The 19,323-nt window shown below is 73.7% G+C and carries 17 protein-coding genes; 10 read left to right on the forward strand and 7 right to left on the reverse strand.

Annotation, left to right across the window (positions count from 1 at the left end):
* Positions 1 to 65: 65 nt before the first annotated feature.
* The 3 genes from GA0074694_RS08665 (at position 66) to GA0074694_RS08680 (ending at position 4,474) form a co-directional block, all read left to right on the forward strand.
* A complete protein-coding gene (locus tag GA0074694_RS08665; protein WP_091455141.1) occupies positions 66 to 1,598 on the forward strand; it encodes an NADH-quinone oxidoreductase subunit M in 1,533 nt (510 codons plus the stop codon).
* A complete protein-coding gene (gene nuoN, locus GA0074694_RS08670; protein WP_091455144.1) occupies positions 1,595 to 3,148 on the forward strand; it encodes an NADH-quinone oxidoreductase subunit NuoN in 1,554 nt (517 codons plus the stop codon). Before GA0074694_RS08665 ends, nuoN begins: the two co-directional genes overlap by 4 nt.
* Before the next feature lie 240 nt (positions 3,149 to 3,388).
* Positions 3,389 to 4,474: a polyprenyl synthetase family protein gene (locus tag GA0074694_RS08680; RefSeq protein WP_091455152.1), complete on the forward strand. Its 1,086-nt coding sequence runs from the start codon at positions 3,389 to 3,391 to the stop codon at positions 4,472 to 4,474.
* Here GA0074694_RS08680 and GA0074694_RS08685 read toward each other — a convergent pair.
* Positions 4,400 to 5,734, reverse strand: a complete 1,335-nt coding sequence (locus GA0074694_RS08685) for an MFS transporter (RefSeq protein ID WP_091455156.1) — start codon at positions 5,732 to 5,734, stop codon at positions 4,400 to 4,402. The two genes, GA0074694_RS08680 and GA0074694_RS08685, sit on opposite strands and share 75 nt — an antisense overlap.
* A 186-nt stretch (positions 5,735 to 5,920) precedes the next feature.
* Between GA0074694_RS08685 and GA0074694_RS08690 the strand changes: the two genes are divergently transcribed.
* Positions 5,921 to 6,703, forward strand: coding sequence for an IclR family transcriptional regulator (locus GA0074694_RS08690; protein WP_091455159.1), 783 nt, complete (start codon positions 5,921 to 5,923; stop codon positions 6,701 to 6,703).
* A 115-nt stretch (positions 6,704 to 6,818) separates the two neighbouring features.
* On the opposite strand, the gene GA0074694_RS08695 is transcribed toward GA0074694_RS08690, so the two are convergent.
* Positions 6,819 to 8,939 (reverse strand): PhoX family protein, encoded by a 2,121-nt coding sequence (locus GA0074694_RS08695; protein WP_091455162.1) that lies wholly within the window; start codon positions 8,937 to 8,939, stop codon positions 6,819 to 6,821.
* Positions 8,940 to 9,161: 222 nt separating this feature from the next.
* Here GA0074694_RS08695 and GA0074694_RS08700 point away from each other — a divergent pair, with 222 nt between their 5' ends.
* A complete protein-coding gene (locus GA0074694_RS08700; protein ID WP_245714727.1) occupies positions 9,162 to 9,656 on the forward strand; it encodes a sigma-70 family RNA polymerase sigma factor in 495 nt (164 codons plus the stop codon).
* Positions 9,653 to 10,336 carry an anti-sigma factor family protein gene (locus GA0074694_RS08705; RefSeq protein WP_091455170.1) on the forward strand — a complete coding sequence of 228 codons (684 nt, stop codon included), beginning with the start codon at positions 9,653 to 9,655 and terminating at the stop codon, positions 10,334 to 10,336. The genes GA0074694_RS08700 and GA0074694_RS08705 overlap by 4 nt, the downstream gene beginning before the upstream one ends.
* Here GA0074694_RS08705 and rarD read toward each other — a convergent pair.
* The 4 genes from rarD to eccE all read right to left on the reverse strand — a co-directional run bounded on the left by rarD (position 10,321) and on the right by eccE (position 14,195).
* A complete protein-coding gene (gene rarD / locus GA0074694_RS08710) occupies positions 10,321 to 11,304 on the reverse strand; it encodes an EamA family transporter RarD (RefSeq protein WP_091455174.1) in 984 nt (327 codons plus the stop codon). The two genes, GA0074694_RS08705 and rarD, sit on opposite strands and share 16 nt — an antisense overlap.
* Positions 11,301 to 11,744 (reverse strand): GNAT family N-acetyltransferase, encoded by a 444-nt coding sequence (locus GA0074694_RS08715; protein WP_091455179.1) that lies wholly within the window; start codon positions 11,742 to 11,744, stop codon positions 11,301 to 11,303. The genes rarD and GA0074694_RS08715 overlap by 4 nt, the downstream gene beginning before the upstream one ends.
* 80 nt (positions 11,745 to 11,824) lie before the next feature.
* On the reverse strand, positions 11,825 to 12,202 hold the full coding sequence (locus tag GA0074694_RS08720) for a phage holin family protein (protein WP_091458855.1): 378 nt from the start codon (positions 12,200 to 12,202) through the stop codon (positions 11,825 to 11,827).
* A gap of 97 nt (positions 12,203 to 12,299) precedes the next feature.
* Positions 12,300 to 14,195 carry a type VII secretion protein EccE gene (gene eccE, locus GA0074694_RS33575; protein WP_281189792.1) on the reverse strand — a complete coding sequence of 632 codons (1,896 nt, stop codon included), beginning with the start codon at positions 14,193 to 14,195 and terminating at the stop codon, positions 12,300 to 12,302.
* A gap of 251 nt (positions 14,196 to 14,446) precedes the next feature.
* On the opposite strand from eccE, the gene GA0074694_RS08730 reads away from it, so the two are divergent.
* Both GA0074694_RS08730 and GA0074694_RS08735 read left to right on the forward strand, forming a co-directional pair.
* Positions 14,447 to 14,764: a WXG100 family type VII secretion target gene (locus GA0074694_RS08730; RefSeq protein WP_091455184.1), complete on the forward strand. Its 318-nt coding sequence runs from the start codon at positions 14,447 to 14,449 to the stop codon at positions 14,762 to 14,764.
* Positions 14,765 to 14,791: 27 nt separating this feature from the next.
* Complete coding sequence (locus GA0074694_RS08735) at positions 14,792 to 15,085, forward strand: WXG100 family type VII secretion target (protein ID WP_091455188.1); 294 nt, start codon at positions 14,792 to 14,794, stop codon at positions 15,083 to 15,085.
* Positions 15,086 to 15,147: 62 nt separating this feature from the next.
* Here GA0074694_RS08735 and mycP read toward each other — a convergent pair whose 3' ends face one another.
* Positions 15,148 to 16,338, reverse strand: coding sequence for a type VII secretion-associated serine protease mycosin (mycP, locus tag GA0074694_RS08740; protein WP_091455192.1), 1,191 nt, complete (start codon positions 16,336 to 16,338; stop codon positions 15,148 to 15,150).
* Positions 16,339 to 16,490: 152 nt separating this feature from the next.
* On the opposite strand from mycP, the gene GA0074694_RS08745 reads away from it, so the two are divergent.
* Both GA0074694_RS08745 and GA0074694_RS08750 read left to right on the forward strand, forming a co-directional pair.
* Positions 16,491 to 18,956: an SseB family protein gene (locus GA0074694_RS08745; RefSeq protein ID WP_091458859.1), complete on the forward strand. Its 2,466-nt coding sequence runs from the start codon at positions 16,491 to 16,493 to the stop codon at positions 18,954 to 18,956.
* Positions 18,953 to 19,318 (forward strand): hypothetical protein, encoded by a 366-nt coding sequence (locus tag GA0074694_RS08750; protein WP_091455195.1) that lies wholly within the window; start codon positions 18,953 to 18,955, stop codon positions 19,316 to 19,318. Before GA0074694_RS08745 ends, GA0074694_RS08750 begins: the two co-directional genes overlap by 4 nt.
* Positions 19,319 to 19,323: the final 5 nt, after the last annotated feature.

The following is a 19,323-nucleotide window of genomic DNA, read 5'->3' on the forward strand; positions in this document are numbered from 1 at the left end:
GACCTCTTCCCGGCGGTCGCCGCCGCCGGCGGACCGCGCAGTCACGACGGAGGTAAGGCCGCATAATGTCCGACTTCCCCTTCCTCTCGGTGCTGACCGTGGCGCCGCTGGTCGGCGCCCTGATCGTGGCCTTCCTGCCGCGTAGCCGACCGGAGTTCGCCAAGCAGGTGGCCTTCGTCTGGTCCCTGGCGGTGCTGGCGCTGACCGTCGGCATGTGGGTGGCGTTCAAGGCCGGTGGCGAGCGGTTCCAGTTCCGCGAGTCCTACACCTGGATCCCGCAGTGGGACGCCCGGTTCACCTTCGCCGCCGACGGCATCGCCCTGGTGATGCTGATGCTGATCGCGGTGCTGGTGCCGCTGGTGATCCTGGCCTCCTGGCACGACGCGGACGCCTCGAAGCGGTCGGTGCCGGCCTACTTCGCCCTGCTGCTGGTGCTCGAGAGCACGATGATCGGCGTCTTCGCCGCCGCCGACGTCTTCCTGTTCTACGTGTTCTTCGAAGTCATGCTGGTGCCGATGTACTTCCTCATCGGCAGCTACGGCGGCCACCAGCGCCAGTACGCCGCGGTGAAGTTCTTCCTCTACTCGCTGGTCGGCGGCCTGTTCATGCTGGCCGCGGTGATCGGCCTCTGGGTCGTCGGCGGGAAGACCTTCGACTGGCAGGCGCTGGTGCAGGCGGACATCTCCGCCGGCACCGAGCGCTGGCTCTTCCTCGGCTTCTTCGTCGCCTTCGCGATCAAGGCGCCGTTCTTCCCGTTCCACACCTGGCTCCCGGACGCCGGTGGCGCCGCTCCGGCCGGTTCCGCCGCGCTGCTGGTCGGCGTCATGGACAAGGTCGGCACCTTCGGCATCCTGCGGTACTGCCTGCCGATGTTCCCGGAGGCGTCGAAGTGGTTCGCGCCGTGGGCGCTGGCGCTGGGCCTGATCGGCATCGTCTACGCCGCGCTGCTGGCGGTCGGGCAGAACGACCTGAAGCGGCTGGTGTCGTACACGTCGATCGCCCACTTCGGCTTCATCGGGGTCGGCATCTTCGCCTTCACCACCCAGGCCGGCACCGGCGCGGTGCTCTACATGGTCAACCACGGGCTCGCCACCGGCCTGCTCTTCCTGGTGGTGGGTATGCTGATCGCCCGTCGTGGCTCTGCCCTGATCAGCGACTTCGGCGGTGCGGGCAAGCTGGTCCCGGTCCTGGCCGGGGTGCTCTTCTTCGCCGGTCTCGCCTCGCTGGCACTGCCCGGCACCGCGCCGTTCATCTCCGAGTTCCTGGTGCTGGTCGGCACCTTCACGGTGAACAAGCCGGTCGCGGTGATCGCCACGCTCGGCATCATCCTGGCCGCCGCGTACGTGCTCTGGATGGTGCAGCGCACCACGCAGGGCACGCTGAACCCGGCGCTGACCGAGGTCGAGGGCATGCGGCGTGACCTGAACCTGCGCGAGAAGGTCGTGGTCGCCCCGCTGATCGCGCTGATCGTGCTGCTCGGCTTCTATCCCAAGCCGCTCACCGATGTCATCAACCCCGCCGTCCAGGCGACCATGCAGGACGTCGGCAAGACCGACCCCGCCCCGACGGTCGGCAGCGTCCAGGAGGCCGCAAAGTGACCGAACTCGAGTTGCCCTCGATCGACTATCGGGCGCTCCTGCCGATTCTGATCATGCTGGGCGCGGCCCTGCTCGGCGTCCTGGTCGAGGCGTTCGTGCCGCGCCGGGGTCGCCACCCGGTCCAGCTCCTGCTCGCCCTGGCGGCCGTGGTGGCCGCCTTCGTGGCGGTGGTCCTCGCCGACGACCGGCGCGGCATCACCGCCGGCGGGGCGATCGCGGTGGACGGGCCGACCCTGTTCCTCCAGGGCGGCATCCTGCTCCTCGCCGCGGTGGCGCTGCTGCTGATCGGCGAGCGGACCGTCGAGCGGGGCGGGGCGTTCGTGGCCCAGGCCGCGGTCCGGGCCGAGTCGACCGAGGACCGGCGGCAGGCGGACGGGCAGAACGGGGCGACCGAGGTCTTCCCGCTGACCACCTTCGCCATCGCCGGCATGCTGATCTTCGTGGCGGCGAACGACCTGCTGACCATGTTCATCGCCCTCGAGGTCTTCTCGCTGCCGCTCTACCTGCTCTGCGCGCTGGCCCGCCGGCGCCGGCTGCTGAGCCAGGAAGCCGCCCTGAAGTACTTCATGCTCGGCGCGTACGCCTCGGCGTTCTTCCTGTTCGGTGTGGCGCTGATCTACGGCTTCACCTCCGGCACGCCGGGCCGGGACGCCGGGGTCGACCTGGACACGGTGGCTGCGGCGGTGGGCGAGTCGACCTCCAGTCGGGTGCTGCTCTTCGCCGGTATCGCCCTGCTCTCCATCGGCCTGCTGTTCAAGGCCGCGGCGGCCCCCTTCCACGTCTGGACCCCGGACGTGTACCAGGGCGCGCCGACCCCGATCACCGGCTTCATGGCCGCCTGCACCAAGGTCGCCGCCTTCGGCGCGCTGCTGCGGATCTTCCACGTCGCCTTCGGCGGGGCCGCCTGGGACTTCACCCCGGTGCTCGGCGCGGTGGCGGTGCTCACCATGCTGATCGGCGCGGTGCTGGCGGTCACCCAGACCGACATCAAGCGGCTGCTGGCGTACTCGTCCATCGCGAACGCCGGCTACCTGCTGGTCGGGGTGCTCGCCCCGGGTCGGGACGGTCTCTCCGGCACGATGTTCTACCTGGTCGCGTACGGCTTCTCGGTGCTCGCCGCGTTCGCCGTGGTGACCCTGGTGCGCGACGCCGACGGTGAGGCCACCCACCTGTCCCGCTGGGCGGGCCTGGGGCGACGGTCGCCGTTCTACGCCGCCCTTTTCACCCTCATCCTGCTGGCATTCGCCGGTATCCCGCTGACCAGCGGCTTCATGAGCAAGGTCGCGGTCTTCGGTCCGGCCCTGGACGGCGGGCAGGCGTGGCTGGTGATCGCCGGTGTGCTGACCAGCATGGTGCTCGCCTTCCCGTACCTGCGGGTCGTGGTGATGATGTGGCTCTCCGAGCCGGGTGACTCCACCCCGACGGTCACCGTGCCCGGTGGGCTGACCGCCGCCGCCCTGATGATCGGTGTGGCCGCCACCGTGCTCCTCGGGGTGGCCCCGGCTCCGCTGCTCGACCTGGCAGACGGTGCCGCCCAGTTCCTTCGATGATCCGTCCGGCCGGCCGGTCCCGGCCACCGTCGTCGCCTCCGGTCCACCGGACGCCACGGCAGTGGCCGGGACCGGCCGGCCGTTTCGTACGCCCCTTCCCGCCCCTGAGTCCCGTCCGGCCGGTTCTGACCGGTCGGCAGCCCCGGCGGGTCTCCGAGGTGGCGGCCGGGACGGTCGCGCCGATGGTCGGCCGGGTGCCGCCGGGACCGCCCCGACCGGACCTGGTCGAGCGGGTGTGGCATGGTTGAGGGCGTGGAGACAGCGGCTGGCCAGCGAACAGGTGCCCCCGGCTCCGGCGGTCGTCGGAGCCGGCCGGGAACGGGGCAATTCGACTCGCTCGGTCTCTACCTCGCGGACGCCAGGGTCGAGGCGTCCGTCCTCGGACTGCTGGAGACGGTCGAGGCCGAGCTGAGGTCGAGCGTGGCAAGTGCCAACCCGCTCGTCACCGAGGCCGCCCGGCACCTGGTGGAGGCCGGCGGCAAGCGGTTCCGGCCGCTGCTGGTGGCGCTCGGTGCGCAGTTCGGCGACCCGACCGGCCCGCAGGTGGTCCCGGCGGCGGTGGTGATGGAACTCACCCACCTGGCCACGCTCTACCACGACGACGTGATGGACGAGGCCGCGGTGCGCCGGGGCGCGCCCAGCGCCAACTCCCGGTGGACCAACTCGATCGCCATCCTGGTCGGCGACTACCTCTTCGCCCGCGCCGCGGACATCGCGGCCGACCTGGGCGTCGAGGCCGTCCGCCTCCAGGCGCGCACGTTCGCCCGCCTAGTGCACGGCCAGATCGCCGAGACGGTGGGCCCGCGCCCCGGGGACGATCCGGTGCAGCACTACCTTCAGGTGATCGCGGAGAAGACCGGGTCACTGATCGCGACCTCGGCCCGGTTCGGCGGCATGTTCGGCGGTGCCCCGGCGGCCCACGTCGAGGCGCTCGCCGGGTACGGCGAGACCATCGGCCTGGCCTTCCAGCTCTCCGACGACCTGCTCGACATCTCGTCGGAGTCGGTGCAGTCGGGCAAGACCCCGGGTACGGACCTGCGCGAGGGTGTCCCCACCCTGCCGGTGCTCTACGCGCTGGCCTCGGACGACGCCGACGCCGCGTCGGTGCGGCTGCGGGAGATCCTGGCCACCGGCCCCCTCACCGACGACGACCTGCACGCCGAGGCGCTCGGCCTCCTGCGGGAGAGTCCGGCTCTGAAGCGGGCCAGGGAGACGGTGCGCAGCTACGCCGAGGAGGCCCGGGAGCAGCTCTCACCGCTCCCCGACGGTCCTGCCCGCCGGGCCCTCGAGTCCCTCTGCGACTTCGTGGCCGACCGCACCAGCTGACCCACCCGCCGCGGCGGCGTTCCCGGTCACCGATCGCCCCGCCACCGTCGTGGTCGACGGGCCTGGGGGCTCGCTGGTCGACGGGCGGGGGAGCGTACGGGTGGCGGTGAGCATGAGGGCGGCGGCCAGCAGCATCGCCACCGCGCCGGTGGCCCACATGACGTGGTAGCCGAACCGGTCGGCCAGCAGGCCGAGCACCAGCGGGCCGAGGCAGCCGCCGGCGTACACGCCGGTCTGGGTGATCGAGGTGGCGGCGGCCGGGGCCGGCGGGTAGAGCCGGACCACGGCGAAGGTCATCACCCCGGGCCACGCCCAACCCAGACCGAAGCCGAGCACCACGCCGGCCACCAGCGGGACCGTGCCGGCCACGGCGAGCAGCGCCAGCCCCACCGCGCCCACGCCCAGCATCCCGGCGATGACCGCCACGTGACTGCCGGTGCGCCGGTCGGCGAGCCAACCGGCCGACACCCGGGCCAGGACGCAGACCGCGCTGCCCAGGGTCAGCGTCAGACCGGCCAGCCCCGGATCCAGTCCACGGGCGGCGGCGGAGTCGACGAGGAAGGTGCCGAGCGCGTTCGCGGCGGCGGCGGCGAGCGTCGCGGCCACCCCGACCAGCACCAGCGGCGCCGGGGCCCGGCTCCACCGGCCGGTGCCGTCACGCCGTACCGGGCCGGCCTCCCCACCCGGTACGGCGAACAACGCGGCCACGGCCGCGCCCGCCGCGACGACGAACGCCCAGCGCCAGCCGACGGTCAACGCGACCGCCGGTACGGCGGCACCGGCCAGCAGGGTGGCGACCGGTACGGCGGCCTGTTTCACGCCGAACGACAGCCCCTGCCGGCGGGTGGGCACGTGCCGGGCCAGGGCGGCGTTGCTGGCGAGCTGGCCGAGCGCGTTCGCGGCGGCGCTCACCGCCAGCAGAGCCACCAGAACCGGGTACGATCGCGCGGCCGTGGCCACGGCAAGCAGCGACCCGGCGGCGAGCAGGATGCCGGCCCGGGCGATCCGGGCGGGGCCGTACCGCTCGACCAGCGCCCCCGAGGGGACCGAGGCGAGCGCGCTCACCCCGAAGTAGACGGCGACGGCCATGCCCAGCCCGGTGGCGGAGAAGCCCAGCTCGGAGCCCATCTGCACGGCCAGGCCGCCGACCAGGAAGACAGGCAGCACGCAGGCGACGGTGGTGGTGACCGCGCCGACGCCGACGCGTACCGGTCGGGCCGGGGCCGGGTGGACGGCAGCGGCGGGGACGGTGTCGGTCATGGTGCGGCCAACCTACCCAGCGGGGGTCAACTCCCGATGAATTCGCCGGGCGGATCACAGTCGATCAACCCACGGTGTCTGTCGGTGCACACACAGTCGATGGATATCTGGCATCCTCGATCGGGCAGGCATTTCCTACGAGGCCTGTTTTTCATATGGTGTAGATCCCCGGCGGCGGAGGTGGTTGTGCGCGACCCCTTGGCGGAACCTTCCGATCTCATCCGGAGCGTGTCCCGCGCGCTACGAGTGCTCGAGGCGGTCGGTCGCGCCCCAAAGGGCCTGACCGTCAAGCAGATCGCCCGGCGCTGCGAGTTGACGGTGGCCACCACCTACCATCTCGTCCGGACCCTCGCCTACGAGGGATACGTGATCAGGCGGGAGGACGGCACGTACATCGTCGGGCTGGAGATCGCTGACCGGTACCGGGAACTGGTGACCGCCTTCCGCGGCCCCAGCGTGGTCGGTGAGACGCTGCGCCGGGCGGCCCTGGACAGCGGCTACAGCCACTTCCTCGGCCGGTTCGTGGGCGGCCAGGTGGCGGTCACGGCGGTGGCCGAGGGGGCGCGCTCGCCGTACCTGGAGGATCTGATGCCCGGGTTCGACGAGGCCGCCCACGCCACGGCGCTCGGCAAGGCCATGCTGGCCACCCTCACCGCCGAGCAACGCTTCCGCTACCTGCGGGAGTACGGCATGCGTCCGTTCACCGCCGCCACGCTGACCACGGTCGAGGCGTTCGAGGCCGACCTGACCGCCGGTGACCGGCGCGGCATGCAGATGGAACTGGGCCAGTTCCGGCAGGGGGTGGCCTGCGCGGCGGTCCTCGTCGCGCCGGACAAGGACATCGAGCGTCGGGTGGTGCTCGCCTGTGCCATGCCGGCCGGTGAGCTGATGACCTCCGCCCGGGTGGTCCGCGCCAAGCTGCTCACCGTTGCCCGGACCGTCGCCGAGGGCCTCACCGCCGAACACTGAGCCCTCGGCCCGCCCCACCCTGCCCTCCGCCGCCGGTCCGCCCCGCCCTCGGCTGCTTGGTAGCAGGGGTCCCCTGTTACCGCTTTTTGTGTAACAAGGGACCCCTGCTTCCACCTCAGGCGCCGATGTGGCCGCCGTCGAGGCGCCAGGTCACGACCACGCCCGGCTTGGCGAAGTCGCCGTCCGGCCAGTTCGACGCCGGGTTCTCGATCGAGGCACCGCTGATCTCACCGGGGTGCTGGACGGCGACGAAGACCGAGCGGTCGTCGGTGGTGATGAACGGGCCACAGGCCTCCGCGCCGAGGGGCACGGTGAGGAACTGCTTCAGGTGACCCCGCTCCGGGCCCTCGACCGGCGTGGCGAAGAGACCGTCGTTGCTGCCCAGCGCGTTGCCGTCGGTGGAGATCCAGAGGTTGCCGACGCTGTCGAAGGCGACGTTGTCCGGGCAGGAGATCGGCGAGACCTTCGTCTTGTCGTACCCGGCGAAGTAGGTCGACGGGTCGGTCGGGTCGCCGCAGACGATCGGCAGCGACCAGGCGAACGTCTCGGCCGTGTTGTCTCCCCGGTCCTCCACCAGTTCCAGGACGTGCCCGTGCTTGTTGGCGGTACGCGGGTTGGCCTCGTCCGCCTTCGGGTTGCTGCCGACGCCCCGGTTGGAGTTGTTGGTCAGCGCGACGTACACCTTGCCGGTGGCGAGGCTCGGCTCGACGTCCTCCGGGCGGTCCATCTTGGTGGCCCCGACCCGGTCACCGGCGAGCCGGGTGAAGGTCAGCACGTCGGCGGCGGTCATCCCGTCGACGTACGAGCGGTTGCCGCTGACCAGCTTGATCCACCGGCCCCGGCCGTCGAACGCGCCGTCGGTGGGGAGCTTGCCGGAGCCGTCGACCTCGTCGGCGCTGGTGTACTCCAGCTTCGCGACGTAGAGCGTGCCCGACTCGAGCAGCGTCAGGTTGTGCCGGCGGGCGTGCCAGGAGTTGCCCTTCAGGTACTTCTTGTCCGCGACGAACTTGTACAGGTAGTCGAACCGCTCGTCGTCGCCCATGTACGCCACCACGTGGCCGTCCTTGGCGACGATCACGTTCGCGCCCTCGTGCTTGAACCGGCCGAGCGCGGTGTGCTTGCGCGGCCGACCGTCCGGGTCGAACGGGTCGACCTCGACGATCCAGCCGTGCCGGTTCGCCTCGTTCGGGTGCCTGGCCAGGTCGAACCGCTCGTCGGCGCGTTCCCACTTCCGGCTGCCGGACGGGTACCGCTTGGCGGTGTCGATGCCGTACCGGGCCAGCTTCGGCCTGAGTTCCTCCGACACGGCGTCCCCGCCGACGAAGTACTGGTTGAAGTTCTCCTCGCCGGAGAGCACGGTGCCCCACGGGGTGATCCCGCCGGCGCAGTTGTTCAGCGTGCCGACGACGGTCCGCCCCGACGGGTCGGCGGCGGTCCTCAGCCACGCCGAGCCGGCGGCCGGGCCGGTCACGTCGAACTTCGTCGCCAGCGCGGTGATCCGCCGGTTGTACGGGCGGGCACCCCGGGCCACCGGCTGCCACCGGCCGGTGTCGCCGACCCGCTCGATCTCGACGACCGACAGGCCGTGTGCGGCCATCGCGGCCCGCACCTGCTCCACGGTGAGCGCGTCCTGGCTGGTGAAGCCGGGGAACATCAGGTCCTCGTTGGTGTACTCGTGGTTGACCACGAGCAGCGCGCGCCGGCCGCGCCGGTCCAGCGGGAGCACCCCGACGAAGTCGTTGTTGTAGCCGAACTGCTTCGACTGGCTGGCCCCGGTCTGGTGGTGCACGTCCAGCTCGGGCGCGCCCGGCACGACCTCGTCGCCCCAGCGGATCACCACCGCGTGGTCGTAGCCGTTCGGCACGACGAAGGTGTCCAGCTTGTTCGGCGGGACGGCCCGGAAGGTCAGCGCGCCGTTGCCGGTCCGCTGGCGGGCGGCGAAGTTCTCCACCTCGGGTAGTGCGGGAGCGGCGGCACCGGCCGGGGCGGCGGAGGCCACGCCGGCTCGGACGAGCGTGCCGCCGACCCCGAGGACGAGCGCGCCGACCGCGCCGGCCCGGACGACCCCGCGCCGGGACACCTCGGCGTTGACCATGTCGCCGAGGTACGGGTTGTCGGAGGTGTTGGGGACCGGGTGGTCGCAGGCGTTGCCGCACCGGTACAGACAGGTCATCGAGTCGCGGTTGCCGTGGCGTTTCGCGCCCAGCAGGGGAAGCAGCCGGCGTCGGTCGCTCATGGGGAGGAGCCTCCTGGAGGGTGGGTGCGCGCGCAGGACGACTCTGGGCGCGTGTCCTGCCGGACGCTAGGAGGGCTGGTTGAGCGGACGTCGGCCTCGGCGTGAACCGGACATGAACACCTCCAGCTCAGTGAACCGGTCCGGCCGGTGGCGCGTATGTTGCGGCGTACGCCCCGCTGCGGCGACTGCGAGGAGACCGCCATCAGCGACCACGACGCCCACCTGCTCCGCGCCCTGCACGACGAGCACGCCGACGCGCTCCACGCGTACGCCCTGCGCCTGGTCGACGGCGACCGGCAACGGGCCGAGGACCTGGTGCAGGAGACCCTGCTCCGGGCCTGGCGCAGTCCCGCGTCCCTGGACCCGGAACGTGGTTCGGTGCGGGCCTGGCTCTTCACCACCGCCCGCAACCTGGCCATCGACGCGTGGCGGCGGCGGTCGACCCGGGTGGGTGAGGTGGTCACCCACGCGCTGCCCGAACCACCGCCGACGGTCGACGAGGCCGAGCGGGCGGTGGAGGCGTGGACGATCGCCGAGGCGCTCTCCCGGCTCAGCCCGACCCACCGGGAGGTGCTGGTCGAGTGCTTCTACCAGGGGCGTTCGGTGGCCGAGGCGGCGGCCCGGCTCGGTGTGCCGCCCGGGACGGTCAAGTCCCGCACCCACTACGCGTTGCGGTCACTACGGTTGGTGCTGGCCGAGATGGGGGTGACGAAGTGAGGGGCTGCGAGTTCGCGTACGACGACGGCCCGTACGTGCTCGGTGCCCTCGCTCCCGCCGAGCGGGCCGCGTACGAACGGCACCTGGCCGGCTGCGCGGACTGCCGGACGGCGGTGGCCGAGGTGGCCGCCCTGCCCGGCCTGCTCGGCCGCCTCGACGCGGCCGAGGTGGAGCACCTGGTGCCGACGCCGGAACAACCCCGGGTGCCGGCGCTGCTCGCCGCCGCCGACGAGCAGCGTCGCCGCGAGCGACGGCGGAACCGCTGGCGGTATGCCGTGACCGTGCTGACCGCTGCCGTGTTCACGCTGGTCGTGGGCTTCGGCGTGGCCGCGTTGCGCCCCGCCGGGCAGCCCGACGACCGGGTCCGGATGGTGGCGATGCGGCCGGTCGCCGGGGCTGCCCCGGTGCGCGCCGAGATCGGGCTGACCGACACCGAGTGGGGCACCGAGATCACCATGCGCTGCGGGTACGACCCGCGTCCCGACTACGTCAAGGCGTACGTCTTCCGGCTGGTGGCGTACGGGCCGGGCGGGGCGTCGGAGCAGGTCGGGTCCTGGGTGGCCGCCCCTGGCGACGAGGTCCGGTTCACCGGGGCGACCCGGTTCACCGACGCGGAACTGGTCCGGCTGGAACTGCTGCGCGCCGACGGCACCCCCGTGCTCGGCTACGACGTCCGCTGAGCCGGGCGGGGCGGGGACACGTCGCGCGAGCCGCCGGTCGCGTCCACGTCGGCCGGACCGACGGCGGGACCGTCCGGTGCCGCCGTAGCGCGGCGTCGGCGGGCGTGCCGGAGAGCATCCACGGTGAACACCACCAGGGCCGCCCAGACCAGCCCGAAGCCGGCCAGCCGGGCCGGCGGCATCGGCTCGTGCAGGATCAGCACGCCGCAGGCGAGCTGGAGGGTCGGCGTGAGGTACTGCATCATGCCGAGCGCGGTCAGCGGCAGCCGGTTGGCCGCCCCGGCGAAGCAGAGCAGCGGGACGGCGGTCGCCGCGCCGGTCAGCACCAGCAGGGCGGTGTGGCCGGCCGAGATCCGGCCGAAGGTGAGCCCACCGGCGGACCAGAGCCAGGCCAGGTAGCCGACGGCGGGCAGCAGCAGCACCGCCGACTCCACGAACAGGCCCTCGGCGGCGGGCAGCCCGAGTCGCTTCTTGACCAGGCCGTACCCGCCGAAGCTGAGCGCGAGGATCAGCGCCAGGTACGGCGGGCGGCCGTAGTCGACGGTGAGCACGGCGACCGCCAGCCCGCCGACGCCCACCGCCACCCACTGCGCGGGCCGCATCCGCTCCCGCAGCACGGTCACCCCGAGCAGCACCGACACCAGCGGGTTGACGAAGTACCCGAGCGCGGTCTCCACCACCTGGTCGGTGTCGACCCCGTAGGTGTAGACGCCCCAGTTCACCGCGATCAGCGAGGCGGCGAGCGCGACCCCGGCAAGGGTGCGGGGGCGGCGCAGCAGGTCCCGCAGGACGGCGATCCGGCGCAGCGCGGCCAGCAGCAACGCGACAACGACCGCCGACCAGACGATCCGGTGGGCGAGCACCTCGACCGGTCCGGCCGGGCGCAGCAGGCGCAGGTAGAGCGGGAAGAAGCCCCACACCAGGTACGCCCCGAGGGCGTACAGGTAGCCCAGCCGCAGGGGCGTCACGACCCGGCGCGCCGGGCGAGCTGCATCCAGCGGTCCGGGCGGTCCAGCGGCCCGAACCCGACCTTCGCGTACACCCCGTGCGCGTCGTTCGTGGCCAGCACCAGCCGGCGCACGCCGAACCCGCTGACGTGGTCGCGGACCGCGCCGGCCAGCCAGGTGCCCAGCCCGCTGCCCCGCTCCGCCGGGTCGACGTAGACGTCGGCGAGCCAGGCGAAGGTGGCCCGGTCGGTGACCACCCGGGCCACCGCCACCTGGACGCCGTCGCCCGGCCGGTACACCCCGAACGGCAGCGAGTTGGCGAACGCGCGGACCACCGTCTCCCGGTCCCGCCCCAGCGCCCAGTACGCGTCGGTGGAGAGCCAGTGGTGTACGCGGTCCAGGTCGAGGCGGGCCGGGTCGGTGGAGAGTTGGTAGCCGTCGGCGCGGGTCAGGTTCAGCACGTGGCGAGGCTAACCCCGACGACCAGGGGGTGGAACAGCCACTTCCCGGGATGCGGCTCGCGCCACCCGGGGCGGCGGGCTCACTCCCGGTCGAGGAGGGCGCCGAGGAGCCAGGTGACCACGCTGACCAGGAGCGCGCCGAGCACCGCCGCCGGCCAGAAGTTCGCCACCTCGAACGGCAGCCCGGCCTGGCCGGCGATCCAGCTGGTGAGCAGGAAGAGCAGTCCGTTGACGACCAGCGCGATGAGACCGAGCGTCAGCAGGTAGAAGCCGCAGCCCACGGTCTTGATGATCGGCTGGAGCACGGCGTTGACCACGCCGAAGATCACCGAGACGAGGACCAGCGTGGTGACCGTCTCGGTGGTCGAGTCGGAGTTGAGGGCGATCCCGGGAATCAGGAGGGTGGCCAGCCAGAGAGCCACCACCGTGCTTCCCAACCGGATCAGCAGAGACGTCATGGCGGCGATGGTGCCACGCCCGGCCAACCGACGGAACCCGTGCGGTACGGGCCGGCGGCGACTGGGCGGGCCGGTCAGCGGTCACTGGGTGGACCGGTCAGCGGCGACTGGGCGGGCCGATCAGCTGCGCCTCGATCGGGGTCGGAGCGATCAGCGCCCAGCGCAGCGCCCGCCGGTTCACCACCGCCACCATGTCCTCCCGGATCCGGGTCAGCCACTCTGCGGAGCCGCCCAGCCCGAGCGCGGTGCCGGCCACGGCGGCCTCGGCCGGATTCAGCGGTTGCAGCACCGCCAGGTCGGCCCGGGCGAGGGCGTCACCGTCGGCCGGGGTCAGCTCGTCCCGTACGACGAGGGTGGTCTGCCAGCCCGGACCGGGCGCGGCGTCGGCGGTCACCGGGCCGGCGTCCACCACCACCAGCAGCGGGTGCAGCGGCGAGCCGGGCACCCCGCCCGGCGGCCGTCCGGGCGGGAGCATCGCGACCGCGCCGCCCGGCACGCCCACCCCCCGGACGAACGGTTCCCAGGCCCGGGGGCGCGCGGTCTGCACCACGACCCGGGCCCCGAGCGCCATCGCCCGCAGAGCGACCAGTTGGGCGGCGCGTACCCCGCCGGCCAGGACGATCCGGGTGGCCTCGGGGCGGAACACCCGCAGGGTGACCGGGCCACCGTGCCGGTTCGCGCCGATCACCAGACCGGCGGTACCGAGCGGCAGTACCACCCCGTCGAGGGGCCCGGTGGCGGTCGGCCCCCCGACCCCGGCGCGGGCGAGCGGCAGCGTGGCGGTCAACCCGGGGAGCTGGTCCCCGTCGAGCCGGCGTACCTCCCCGCCCAGGCCGTCCACCAGTCGACGCAGCGCCTGCTCGGCGACGGAGAGGTCACCGGGGGTGTCGGCGGCCACGCGTACCGACAGCTCGACCGGCAGCGCCGTCTGACCGCCGCCGCGCGGACCGGCGCAGAGCGAGACGGTGATTGCCGAGGCGGGCAGTCCCAGCAGCCGTGGCACCAGCTGCCGACCGCCCTCGGTGCGCAGGTCGGGCCAGCGCCGCAGCCGGTGGGTGGACTGGAACAGGCCGCCCAGGCGGAGCACCTGCCAGCTCTCCCGGCCCGGCTGGCCGCCGTCGTGGTGGGCCAGTTCACCGAGTACGCGCAGCGCGGCCTCCGGGCCCAGCGGGCGGGCGGTGACCGGCGAGAGACGGCGGACCACCTTGCGTACCGCACCGGAGAGGGCCCGGCGCAGCTCCTCGTCGGACCAGCCGTCCACCCGCAACGCCCGCACGGCCAGCACCGCCCGCTCATAGCCGGGCACCCGCCCCTCGGTGAGCTGGCGGTAGGAGGCCGCCACCTGGCTGCCCCCCGCCCCCGGGCCGGGGGCGGGCGTGCCGGCGAGCAGCAGCTGGATCCGCAGCGGCGGCGTGTCCGGGCCGGCCGGGGGGAGCAGCGCCGCCGGATCGGGCAGGTTCCGCTCGCCGTCACCGAGCATGCCGCCCGGGTCGGTCAGTTCGAGCAGGGCGGTCAGCCCTTCGGGATCACTTACCACCGCAGCGGGGTCGCCGGCCAGTTCGGCACCGTGGACCGAGGCGTCCGGCGCGACCAGGGCGAGCAGTGCGGGCGGGGCGGTGGCCGGCGGCAGGACCCGGCGTCGGGTCAGGTGACCGGTGGCGGTGCCCAGCCATTCGAAGAGCCACCGTCGTCGGATCCGCAGCCAGGCGACCGCCAGCAGCAGCACCGCGACCAGCACCGCACCGGCGGTGGCCGGGACACCCCGGCCGAGGGCGGCGCCGACCAGGGCGAGCGCCACCTGGGCGGCGACGACCTGTCCGGCCCGGACCCCGCGTGCGGGGCGGGACCGGCGTACGGTCCACCGGGCCGGCCGCGGTGGCCGGGACGCGGATCCGGTGCCCGGCGTGGTGGGCGTCCCGCTCCGGTCCGCCGGCCCGGTCGGGGCCGGAACGCCGGCTGCCGGGGTCGGCCGGCGGGTCGTCGCCACCGTCACCGTGCGCCTCCTCCGCCGTCACGATTACGTGGTACAGCGGCCCATGGTAGGGGTTCGGACGACCGGGTGGAGACAGCGCACTGTCCACAGGCGACCGGGGCGGGGTAGCAGTAGCAGATGACACCCGCTACCGTCAGCGACGAGTTCCGCTGGCCCGATCCACCATGGCCCGTCACCACGGCGGGCGGCCGACGCGTCCGCACCGGGCGTCGGCGGGCAGCCACGACCACACGAGACGAGGTGACGTCCGGGTGTCCCAGACCCAGGCAGAAGCCGCGGTGATGCAGCAGACCGCCGCGAAGTTCGAGCAGGTCGACCAGTCGTTGCAGACCATGCTGACCCAGCTCATGGCCGAGCTGGAGGTGTTGCAGCAGGCCTGGCGCGGGGCCGGGGGCCGGTCGTTCGAGCAGGTCCGGCAGCAGTGGTCGCAGGACCAGGCGGCGTTGCAGCGGGCCCTGCGGGAGACCGCCCAGGCCATCCGTACCGCCGGTACGCAGTACGACACGTCGGACGCCGAGGCGGCCAGCCGGGTGGCCGGCACCAACCGTGGCATCCAGCTGCCGCTCTGACCGATCCGCGACTGAGGGGAAGAACTGATGGACAACGGTGTGCTGGTCGTCAACTTCGCCGCGCTCCAGCAGGCGGGCGCGGACATCCAGCGGGCGCTGAACACGCTCGACTCGCAGCTCGGCCAGTTGGAGCGGGACGCCGCCCCGCTCGTGGCGAGCTGGACCGGCGAGGCGCGGGAGGCGTACTCGGTGCGTCAGACCCGGTGGCGTTCCGCCTCGCAGGATCTCCAGGCGATGCTGCGGGACATCAAGGTCGCCGTGGACGACTCCGCCGCCGACTACCTCAACACGGAGAAGCGCAACGTCAACCTCTTCCAGTAGGACCGGGCGGTCCCGGCGGGGTGCCCCGGCCGGGACCGCGCCCGCCGGTGACGCGGTCCGGGTCAGCCCGGCCGCCAGCCACGGCGGGAACCGCGCGGCACGACCACCGCGAGCAGCAGGGCGGTGACGGCTAGGGCGGCGGTCACGGCGGCGACCAGCAGGGCCCGCTCGCGGGTGTCGGCCCGCCGGGCGTCCCGCGCCAGCCGCGCCGGGTCCACCCGCTCGGCGGGGAGCGCGTCGGCCCGGCGGGACGTGCCGGTCGTCCCGGCCCCGGTCCCGGTGACCGCCCGGTACGGGTTGAGCACCCCCGCGCCGTACCCGGCCCCCCGCCCGGGAGCGGGGTCGGCGGTGGCCACGATCCGCTGCGCGATCTGGGCGGCGGTCAGCTCCGGCCGGTAGTCGCGCAGGAGGGCGGCGGTCGCCGCCACGAACGGTGTGGCGTAGCTGGTCCCCTCCGCGCGCCGGTGGCCCCGGCCGGGCGCGGCCATCAGCACGTCGCTGCCCGGGGCGACCACATCGACATGGCCACCGACCTGCGAGAAGTCGGCCCGGAGCCCGTTCGCGGAGATCGCGCCGACCCCGATCACACCGTCGTAGGCAGCCGGGTACGGGCGAGGGTCGCCCTCGGCGTGCAGGTTGCCGGCGGCGGCCACGACCACCACGTCCCGTTCCACCGCGTACGCGACGGCAGCGCGGACGGCCGGGTCGTCGGCGTACAGCACGACGGAGAGGTTGAGCACGTCCGCGCCCCGGTCGACGGCCCACCGGATCGCCCGGGCGAAGACCGCCGCGCTGACCGTGCGCCCCGACTCGCGGCCGTCGACGACCTGCTGCTCGCTGACGCGTACCGGCAGGATGCGGGCCCCCGGGGCCAACCCGCGGAAGGCGACCCCCGCCCGTGGCGCGGCGGCGATGACGCTCGCCACCCCGGTCCCGTGCCCGGCGCAGTCCCGCCCGCCGTCGTCGCCCGGGTCGAGGTAGTCCGTACCGTCGAGCACCCGGCCGGCGAGCTGCGGGTGCCGGCGGTCCACCCCCGAGTCGATCACCGCGACGACGGTTCCCGCACCGGTCGCCAACGGGGTCAGCCGGTCGGGGGCGTACCGTAACTGTGGCCAAGGTGCCTCGGCGACCGGTCGGGTCGGCGCGAGCGGGGCGGTGCAGCCCGGTGCGGCCGAGCCCGGTGCGGCCGGGAGCGCGGCCGCCAGGATGGCGACCAGCGCGGCGGCGGCCGGACGTGGAGTCGATCGCGGCATTCGTCGCCTCCGTATCGTGTCGGCTCCGGGACGGCATGTTATCGCCCCCGAAGTCATCGACGCGGATCGCACCGGCCAGACATTGTGATCTTGTTACTACCTTGTAGGTTGTACGCGATGCCTATGGCCTGTTCACGGGAGGAGAGGTGGCCGTGACCGACTGGGAGCCGGCTACCGAGGCCGAGGCGGCGATGCGGGACGCGCTTCGCTCCAACGACCAGGAACTCTACTTCCGGATCCTGGCCCGCACGGACCTGCTGCTGCCGATCTCCGCGGAAGCCCTGGCGGGGCAGGCCCCGATGGGCTGGGGCACCTGGACCACCAACGGCCGGACGCACGTGCTGGCCTTCACCTCCGACGCCGCCCTCCGGGCCTGCCTGGGTTCCACCGGCGGGTCGAGCCGGCGCTGCGCCTACCACGACCTGGCGGCGGGCTGGCCCAACCACGAGTGGTGGCTGGCGGTCAACCCCGGCCTGCCCATCGAGGGCTACCTGCCGGCCTGGTTCGTGTCGCAGCTCTCCCGGGGCGACGTCCGGCTACCCGGCCGCACCCTGGGCGCGCGGGCGCGCCTGGAGCAGATGGAACAGCTCGCCCGCAGCCGGGCGACCGGTGGCGAGCCGCCCGCGCCGGAGCCGCCCCGGGCGTCGTCGGCCCCGGAGCCGCCCCGGGCGTCGCCGCCGGCCCCGCCGTACGGAGCCAACCGGCAGCCCGTCGCGACGCCGCCCCGCCGGGATCTGCCCGACCAGTCCGACGAGGCCACGGAGGCGCTCCGCACGGGGCAGCCCGACCCGCGCGGTGCGGCCGAACCCCCGTCGTCGAACGGGGCCACCGAGCCGACCTCGAGCTGGTTGACCAACCCACGCCGCCAGCTCCGCCCGGAGCAGGCACCCCCTGACCCGGGAGCGACCCCACCGTCCAACGGCCACCCCGCCGGCCGGAGTTCGTTCTTCGATCCGGCACCGCCGGGTCGCGGCACCGGCCCGGCACCGATCTCCCCGCTGCGGGCGCAGGACCGGGCCGTTCCCCCGTCCCGGCTGGGCGAACCGGGCCGCGCCTTCCCCCGGCGGCGGCCCTACCGACCGGACCAGGCCGGGGACGAGCCCACCCGGGCGTTCCGGTTCGCCGAGTCGGCTCCGGCCGAGCAGCCCGCCCCACCGCCGGACCGGTTCCCGACTCAGACCCCGGCGGCCGAACAGACCCAGGCGTTGCCCCGGCGCCAGCCGCGACCGGACCCGGCCGTCGGTGAGCCGACCCAGGCCCTGCCCCGCCGGGTGCCGCCCCAGCCGGCAGCCGAGCCCACCCAGCTGTTGCCCCGACGGGTGCCACCGGGCGGCAGTGAGATGGCGGGTCAGGAGCCGACCCAGCCGATCCCGCAGCCTTCCGGACCGGTGCACCCCGCCGACCCGCCGCCGGCCGAGCCGGTCAGCCACGCCGAGGTCGGGCAGCCCACCGCGTCGAGCACCTACGCCGACGTCGGGACCGCCGAACCGGCGGGGTACGCCGGGCCCGAGCCGGCCCGGTCGCCGTCGCCGCTGGTCATCGAGGGGACCGTCGTCGAGTCCCACGACCTCGTCGACCCGGTACCGGCGGACCCGGACGCCGGTGCCGGGGTGGTCGGTCCGCCTCCTCCGGTGTCCCCGGCGCTCGACTTCCGTCCCGCCAACGACGTCGAGGAGGAACTGCTCTCCGCCGCCGGCACCGGCAGCACCGACACGTTCCTGTCCACCCTTCTCCTGGCCCGCGTGCTGCTGCCCGTCGCCCCCGACTCCGCGCCGGGTGCCCGCCCCGGCGAGAGTGGCTTCGTGTGGCGGACCGAGCAGCTCGACGGCGAGCCGTACGTGGTCGTCTACACCTCGCCGGAGCGGCTGGCCGACCATGTCGACACGCCGGTCGAGACGGTCCTGGTCAAGTTCGTCCAGCTCATCCGGCGGTGGCCGGACGAACAGTGGTCGTTCGCCGTCAACCCGGGCACCCCGGTCGGCGCGAAGCTGCCCGGTGAGCAGATCGTCGCGCTGGCCAACTGGGCCGCCGAGGTCGGGTTGGGCGACGACGTGGAGCCGGAACCGGTCACCGCCCCGCCGGCCGAGGAGCCGGCCAGCCCCGCCCGGTACGCCACCACGCCGGAGGACCCGAACCGTCCGCCGATGATGCAGAAGGCGGTCGCCCCCAGCCAGCTCGCCTACTACCTGGATCGGGGCTACGACCGGGTCTCCGGCTTCGTGCACCGGGCCGGCGAGGTCGCCCATCTGAACACCCCGGCGAAGCTGCACGCGGCGCTCGGTCTCGCGTACCCCGACTCCCCGTTCTCCCCCGACGCGGAGGAGATCTACGTGCTGCGCTGGCCGGCGTACCGGCCGAGCCTCTACCGGATTCCGTACGGCGGGCAGAACGAGAGCGCGATGCGGGCCATGGAGGGCTGGGTGATCGAGCGGCCACCGTTCCGGGGCAACGGTTTCGCCCCGGGAGAGAGCAGCGACGTGGTGGCCGAGTTCAAGGTGGACAGCGCCCGGCTGCCGCACGGGGCGCAGCTCTGGCGGATCGGGGCGGACGGCAGCGAGCGGGTGGTCGCCACCCTGGACACCGACGCCCTGCTCTGGCGACAGGCCGGGGAGCGGTGATGCGCGACGGCTACGTGGCCCGCTGGCGCGGGCGGGAGTACCAGGCCAGCCCGGACGGCAGCGACGTCCGGATCTACCAGCCGGAACCGGGTGACGGCTTCGAGGAGGTCCGTCCCGGCCGCTACGTGCGGGTGTTGCCGGTGGACGAGGTCGACGACCTGGCGTACATCCGGACCACCTGCACCTGGCAGGGACAGCCGTTCATCGTCCTCGCCGAGCACGACGGCTGGCTACGGGTGGAGTACACCGGTGGGCGCTGGCCGGTGGCGCAGTCGATGGGGCTGGAGGTCTTCGACTTCGGGGTGTACCAGGGCTGGGCCCCGGCCAGTGAGGTCGCCGACCTGCGCGAGCACCGGGTCTGACCCGG

This window comes from Micromonospora inyonensis, assembly GCF_900091415.1.
Taxonomy (GTDB): domain Bacteria; phylum Actinomycetota; class Actinomycetes; order Mycobacteriales; family Micromonosporaceae; genus Micromonospora; species Micromonospora inyonensis.